We start from the raw sequence: 6,380 nt of genomic DNA, 5'->3' as shown, positions 1-6,380 counted from the left end.
ACAGCGTTACGGCGGTCATAGCGAAGGGGAAACGCCCGGTCCCATTCCGAACCCGGAAGCTAAGCCCTTCAGCGCCGATGGTACTGCACTCGCCAGGGTGTGGGAGAGTAGGACGCCGCCGGACAACCATTCAACGAAAGGCCCACCCCTCACAGGGGTGGGCCTTTCGTCGTCTCCGGGCCCGCTGACGGCGCGCGAGCGGGCACCGAGCGCGTGCGACCGACCGTGGCACACGGGCTGACCGGGCGCGTACTGCGGTCCCCCCACGGCAGGAATGTCGCCGGCAGGATCTGTACGCGGAGCGTCGGCCGCCGGGCTCGTACGGCGGAGTGGCCTCGGCCCGGCCCGGCCCGTGGAGTGTCCACCGCCCGGCCCGTCCGGCGGAGCGTCGACGGCAGGGCTCGTGTGGCGGAGTGTCCACGGCAGGGCTCGCGCGCCAGAGCGTCGACGGCAGGGTTCCCCTACGGCGCAGGTCAGACGGCAGAGGGCCGCACTCCGAGCGGAGTGCGGCCCTCTGCCGTGCGGACTGGTGCGGCCGATCCGTCAGGCGTCGTCGGCGGGCGCGTCGTCGGCGACGAGGACGATCGCCCCCAGGGGCGGCACGCGCACCTCGGCGGACCACGCGCGTGCGTAGTGGGTCACGGGCTCGGCCTGCACCGCGCCGAGGTTGCCGACGCCCGAGCCGCCGTAGATCTCCGCGTCCGAGTTGAAGGCCTCACGCCACCGACCGCCCTGCGGCAACGGCACGCGCCAGCCCTCGTGGGGGACGCCCGCGAAGTTCACGACGACGACGGCCGGCGGCGTGCCCACCCCCTTGCGCACGTACGCCAGCAGGTTGAGGTCCGCCTCGTCGGACGCGAGCCACTCGAAGCCGTCGGGCGTCTCGTCGAGCTGCCAGAGGGCCGGGGTCGCACGGTAGAGCGCGTTGAGGTCGGTGAGGCACCTCTGGACGCCGCGGTGCGACGCGTCGTCGAGCGCGAACCAGTCGAGCGACCGCGACTCGGCCCACTCGCCCTGCTGCGCGAACTCCTGCCCCATGAACAGCAGCTGCTTGCCCGGGTGCGTCCACTGGTACGCCAGGAGAGCGCGAACCCCCGCGAGCTTCTGCCAGTGGTCGCCCGGCATGCGGCCGTACAGCGAGCCCTTGCCGTGGACGACCTCGTCGTGGCTGATGGGCAGGACGAAGTGCTCCGAGTACGCGTACACCATCGAGAACGTGATCTCGTGGTGGTGGTAGCGCCGGTTGATCGGTGACTCCTGCAGGTAGCGCAGGGTGTCGTTCATCCACCCCATGTTCCACTTCAGGCCGAAGCCGAGACCGTTCGCGCTCGTCGGCGCGGTGACCCCGGGCCAGGCGGTGGACTCCTCGGCGATCATCATGATGCCGGGCGCGCGCCGGTACGCGGTCGCGTTCGCCTCCTGCAGGAACGAGATCGCCTCGAGGTTCTCGCGGCCGCCGTACACGTTCGGGCGCCACTGCCCGGGCTGACGCGAGTAGTCCAGGTAGAGCATCGACGCGACGGCGTCGACGCGGAGCGCGTCGACGTGGAACTCCTCCAGCCAGTACGTCGCGTTGGCCACGAGGAAGTTGCGCACCTCGGAGCGCCCGAAGTTGAACACGTACGTGCCCCAGTCCGGCTGCTCGCCGAGCAGCGGGTCCGGGTGCTCGTACAGGGCCGTGCCGTCGAACTGGGCGAGCGCCCACTCGTCCTTCGGGAAGTGCGCGGGCACCCAGTCCAGGATCACGCCGATGCCGGCGCGGTGCAGGCAGTCGACGAGGTAGCGGAAGTCGTCGGGGTGACCGAAGCGCGACGTCGGGGCGTAGTACGACGACACCTGGTAGCCCCAGGAGCCGCCGAACGGGTGCTCGGCCACGGGCAGCAGCTCGACGTGCGTGAAGCCCGTCTCGAGGACGTACTCGGTGAGCTGGTGCGCCAGGTCGCGGTACGACAGACCCTGCCGCCACGAGCCGAGGTGGACCTCGTACACGCTCAACGGGCCCGTGTGCGGGTCCCGCTCCGCCCGTGCCGTCATCCACGCGTCGTCCGACCACGTGAAGCGCGACTCGACGACGACCGAGGCCGTCGCGGGGGGAACCTCGGTGCCCTTCGCGAGCGGGTCCGCCTTCTGGCGCCACGAGCCGTCGGCCCCGAGGATCTCGTACTTGTACCGGGCACCCGCCTCGACGCCGGGCACGAACAGCTCCCAGATGCCGCTGTCGCCGAGCGAGCGCATCGCGTGCGTCGCGCCCTGCCAGTGGTTGAAGTCGCCGACCACGCGCACCGCGCGGGCGTTGGGCGCCCACACGGCGAACGACGTGCCGCGCACCTCGCCGAGCTGGCCCGGGTACGTGTGCACGTTGGCGCCCAGCACCTGCCAGAGCTGCTCGTGCCGGCCCTCGCGGACCAGGTGCCGGTCGAGCTCCTGCACGGTCGGCAGGAACCGGTACGGGTCGTCCACCGTCGTGGTGTGCCCGCCGTACGTGACCTCGAGGCGGTAGTCCGGCACGACCGTGCCCGGCAGCAGCGCGACCCACACCCCGTCGCTCTCGTGCTGCGCGTCGACGCTCCCCGTCGCGGTGGTCACGACCACCCGGTCGGCGAGCGGACGCAGCGTGCGGACCGTGACGGCGCCGTCGCCGACGTGCGGGCCGAGCACCGCGTGAGGGTCGTAGAACGTCCCGGCCGCGACGGCACGGAGCGTGTCGTGGTCGACGGGCACGGGGGACGGTGCGGCCGCAGTCATGTGCCTACCCAACCACCCCCGGGGCGTCGGCGCAGGTGGTCGCCGCACACCGTCGTGCCCTGGGCGCGACCGGCGCGGTCAGCGCGTGCGGCGGGCCGTGCTGCCGCGCGCGACGAGGCGGGGGAGCGGCGCCGACGACGTGGTCGGGCGACCCGACGCCAAGAGGTTGAGCACGGCGTCGGCGACCTGGACGCCCATCGCGTGGACGTCGAGGCTCATCGCCGTGAGGGGCGGGTGCGCGAGCCGGCACAGCGCCGAGTCGTCCCACGCCAGCAACGACACGTCGCCGGGGACGGACAGCCCGAGCTCGTGCGCGACGCCGAGCCCCGCGACCGCCATCACGTCGTTGTCGAACACCAGCGCGGACGGCGGGTCGTTGCGGCCCAGCAGCGTGCGGGCCGCGCGGGTGCCCGACGCCTCGGCGTAGTCGCCCTCGACGACCACGCCGCGCGCGCCGCGTGCCGCGCACTCGGACAGGAACGCGTCGGTCCGCGACCGTGTGTGCGCGAGGTCGGCGGGCCCGGAGATGCGCCCGATGGTCGCGTGGCCGAGGTCGACGAGGTACCCCACCGCGTCCCGCATCGCCTGCGCGTTGTCGATCCACACGTGCGCGACCCCGTCGAGCGTGCGCTCCGGCCCGCCGACCACGACCGTGGGGATGCCGAGCGTGCGCAGCACGTCGAGCCGCGGGTCGTCCACGACGAGGTTGACGAGCACGACCGCGTCGACGAGCCGGCCCTGGCCCCACCGGCGGTACGCGGCGATCTCGGCGTCGTGGTCCGGGACCACGTGCAGCAGCAGCGACCGGTCGTCGGACGACAGGGTCTCCTCGATGCCGCCGATGAGCTCCATGAAGAACGGCTCGAGCCCCAGCATGCGCGCCGGGCGGGCCAGCACCAGTCCGATCGCGTCAGCGCCCACGGCCGTCAGCGTAGCCGCCACGTCGTGACCGTCCCCGGCGGCGGGCCGGGCGTCACGCGGTGGGCGTGGCCGTCGCGCGCCGTGCCGCGACGAGGTCGTTCGCGCTGCGCAGCACGGGCCGCGCGACGAGCGCGTCGGCGTCCAGCGGGACCGGGGTGCGCACCCGGAACGTCGCGCTCGCGCCCGCGGGCAGCGTCACGAGCGCCTCGTCCACGCTCGCCGCCGGGTCGAGCCGGTCGACCAGCAGCGTGAGGTCGCGGACCAGCGACCGCGCCGCGACCTGCACCTCGTAGCCGTCCTGCACGGGGTGGACACGAGCGTCGACGGCGTCGGGGTCGAGCGCGAGGTCGACGTCCTCGAGCCACGTGCGGACCGCGCGGCACCGGTCGAGCGTCACGACGAGCACCTCCTGCGCGGGGTCGTCCGGCGTCCGCAGGTCCGTGCGCACGGGGAACGTGCCCACGGACCAGGCGCCGACCGTCAGCGGACGCTCGGCCCGAGCGAGCACGCGGCCGTCGAGGGTCTGGCGCTCGAGCACGGCCGTGCCCTTCCACAGCACGGGCGTGTCGTTGACGACGACGAGCGCGTCCAACCCGTCGCGCGGCTGCACCGTGACGAGCCGGTCCGCGAACGCCGCGCGCATCGCCCACCACAGCGGCTTGGGGCGCCCGTCGCCGTCGACCGCGGCCCACGACGTCACGGGCCAGCAGTCGTTGAGCTGCCAGACGATCGCGCCCGCGGTCGTCGGCCACCAGGACCGGTAGTGCTCGATCGCGAACCGCACCGCGCGCGCCTGGTTGAGCTGGGCCGCCCACAGCCAGTCCGCGAGGTCGTCGGGGACGCCCAGGTGCGGCGCCATGCCGCGGTCGAGCTTGCCGTTGCCGTCCTCCGCCTTCTGGTGCAGCAGGAAGGTCGGGTGGTCCTTGCCGGCGACGGTGCCGTCCGCAGCGCGCACCGCACGGGTGAGGGTCGCCCACGTGGGCGGGCCCTGGAAGCCGAACTCGGAGCAGAAGCGTGGGACCTCGTCGCGGTAGGCGGTGTAGTCGACGCGGTTCCAGACCTCCCACTGGTGGTGCGAGCCGTGGTCGGGGTCGTTGGGGTGCACGTCGTGCAGGTCGTACCCCGGCGAGGCGGGGCTGTTCTCGACGTACGGGCGCGTGGGGTCGAGCTCGGCGACCACGGCCGGGAACAGCTCGGTGGCGTACCGCAGGCCCCACGTGCGCCCCTCGAGCTCGTCGGGCCACCCCCAGTCGCGGAAGCCCCACAGGTTCTCGTTGCCGCCGTTCCACACGACGAGCGAGGGGTGCGGCGTGAGGCGCGCGACGTGCTCGCGGGCCTCGGCCTCGAGCTCCTCCAGCAGCGGCGACTCCTCGGGGTACGCCGCGCACGCCAGCAGGAAGTCCTGCCACACGAGCAGACCGCGCTCGTCGCACAGGTCGTAGAAGTCCTCGGACTCGTAGATCCCGCCGCCCCACACGCGCACGAGGTTGAGGTGCGCGCCGAGGGCCTGGTCGAGCCGCCGCGCGAGACGGTCGCGCGTGATCCGGGTGAGCAGGTGGTCGTCGGGGATCCAGTTGGCGCCGCGGACGAACACCGCGCGGCCGTTGACCCGCAGCGTGAAGGCCGCGCCGACGTCGTCGGGCGAGGTGTCGAGCTCGACCGTGCGGAAGCCGATGCGGCGGCTCCACGCACCCAGGCGCGCGCCGGTCGCGCGCGGGCCCGCCGGGGCGGCCGCGTCCGCGGCGTGCAGCTCAAGCTCGAGCGCGTGCAGCGGCTGGGCGCCGTGGCCGACGGGCCACCACAGCGGCGCGTGCGGCACCTCGAGGTGCGCGGTCGCCGCGGTCGCGCCCGCGTCGACCGTCACCACGGACTCGGCGCCCGCGACGCGCGCCGTGACCACGAGCGGCACGTCGCCGCCGGGCAGCCCCGACCGCTCGACGTCGACGACCACGTCGACGACACCGGTCCCGTCGGGCCGCACGGTGACCAGCGGGCGCACGGACGCGAGCCGCGCGACGCGCCAGCGCTCGATCCGCACGGGCCGCCACAGGCCCGCGGTCTGCAGGTCCGGGCCCCAGTCCCAGCCGAACGAGCAGGCCATCTTGCGGACCATGTTGAACGGCTGGGGGTACGCGAGCGGGCGGGGCCCCAGGCGGCGCGCCTCGGCCTCGGCGTGCGCGAGCGCGGACCCGAGCTCGACGCTCAGCGTGCGGACGTCGTGGTGCAGGTGCGCGCGCAGGTCGACGCGGTAGGTGCGGTGCTGGTTGGCGGTGCGTGCGAGCACGTCGTCGTCGAGACGCACCGTGGCGACCGTGTCGACGCCCTCGAGGACCAGGTCGACGCGCTCGCCGGCGAGCGCGGGGGCGATGCGCACGGGCCGCGCGTAGGTCCACGTGGCGTGCCGCATCCACGCGAGGCGCGTCTCGTTGTCGTCGACGTAGGGGTCGGGGACGAGGCCCGCGTCGAGCAGCGTCGTGTGGCTCGTGCCGGGGACGTGCGCGGGGACGCCGTCGTGCAGCGCGCGGAGCAGCGGCTCCGGCAGGTCGTCGGGGAGCGTCGCGGGGTCGGCGGTGAGCGTCCAGCCGTCGTCGAGGAGGTGGTGGTCCATGTGCGTGCGCGCTCCCGGAGGTCCTGTGCCCCCGGCGGGCGCGCGTCGTCGCGCGCCCGCGGGCCGTCCGACCCGAGGAGCCACCCACATTGTTAGGCTGCTGAAC

The 6,380-nt window shown here is 74.0% G+C and carries 3 protein-coding genes and 1 rRNA gene; 1 reads left to right on the top strand and 3 read right to left on the bottom strand.

The features are described 5' to 3' along the window. The first annotated feature begins 7 nt into the window (after nt 1-7). Nucleotides 8-124: ribosomal RNA gene (gene rrf, locus E4A51_RS06220) — 5S ribosomal RNA — on the top strand. A gap of 419 nt (nt 125-543) precedes the next feature. Here the strand turns inward: rrf and glgB are convergent. From glgB to E4A51_RS06205, 3 genes are all read right to left on the bottom strand, one after another. Next, nucleotides 544-2,745: a 1,4-alpha-glucan branching protein GlgB gene (gene glgB, locus E4A51_RS06215; protein WP_070319703.1), complete on the bottom strand. Its 2,202-nt coding sequence runs from the start codon at nt 2,743-2,745 to the stop codon at nt 544-546. Between the two features lie 78 nt (nt 2,746-2,823). After that, nucleotides 2,824-3,666, bottom strand: a complete 843-nt coding sequence (locus tag E4A51_RS06210) for a substrate-binding domain-containing protein (RefSeq protein ID WP_070319704.1) — start codon at nt 3,664-3,666, stop codon at nt 2,824-2,826. A 52-nt stretch (nt 3,667-3,718) separates the two neighbouring features. Beyond that, nucleotides 3,719-6,274: a glycoside hydrolase family 2 protein gene (locus E4A51_RS06205; protein WP_134851163.1), complete on the bottom strand. Its 2,556-nt coding sequence runs from the start codon at nt 6,272-6,274 to the stop codon at nt 3,719-3,721. Nucleotides 6,275-6,380: the final 106 nt, after the last annotated feature.

This window comes from Cellulomonas sp. HD19AZ1 (assembly GCF_004535805.1).
GTDB lineage: Bacteria > Actinomycetota > Actinomycetes > Actinomycetales > Cellulomonadaceae > Cellulomonas > Cellulomonas iranensis.
This window is presented reverse-complemented; position numbering and strand designations above follow the sequence as displayed.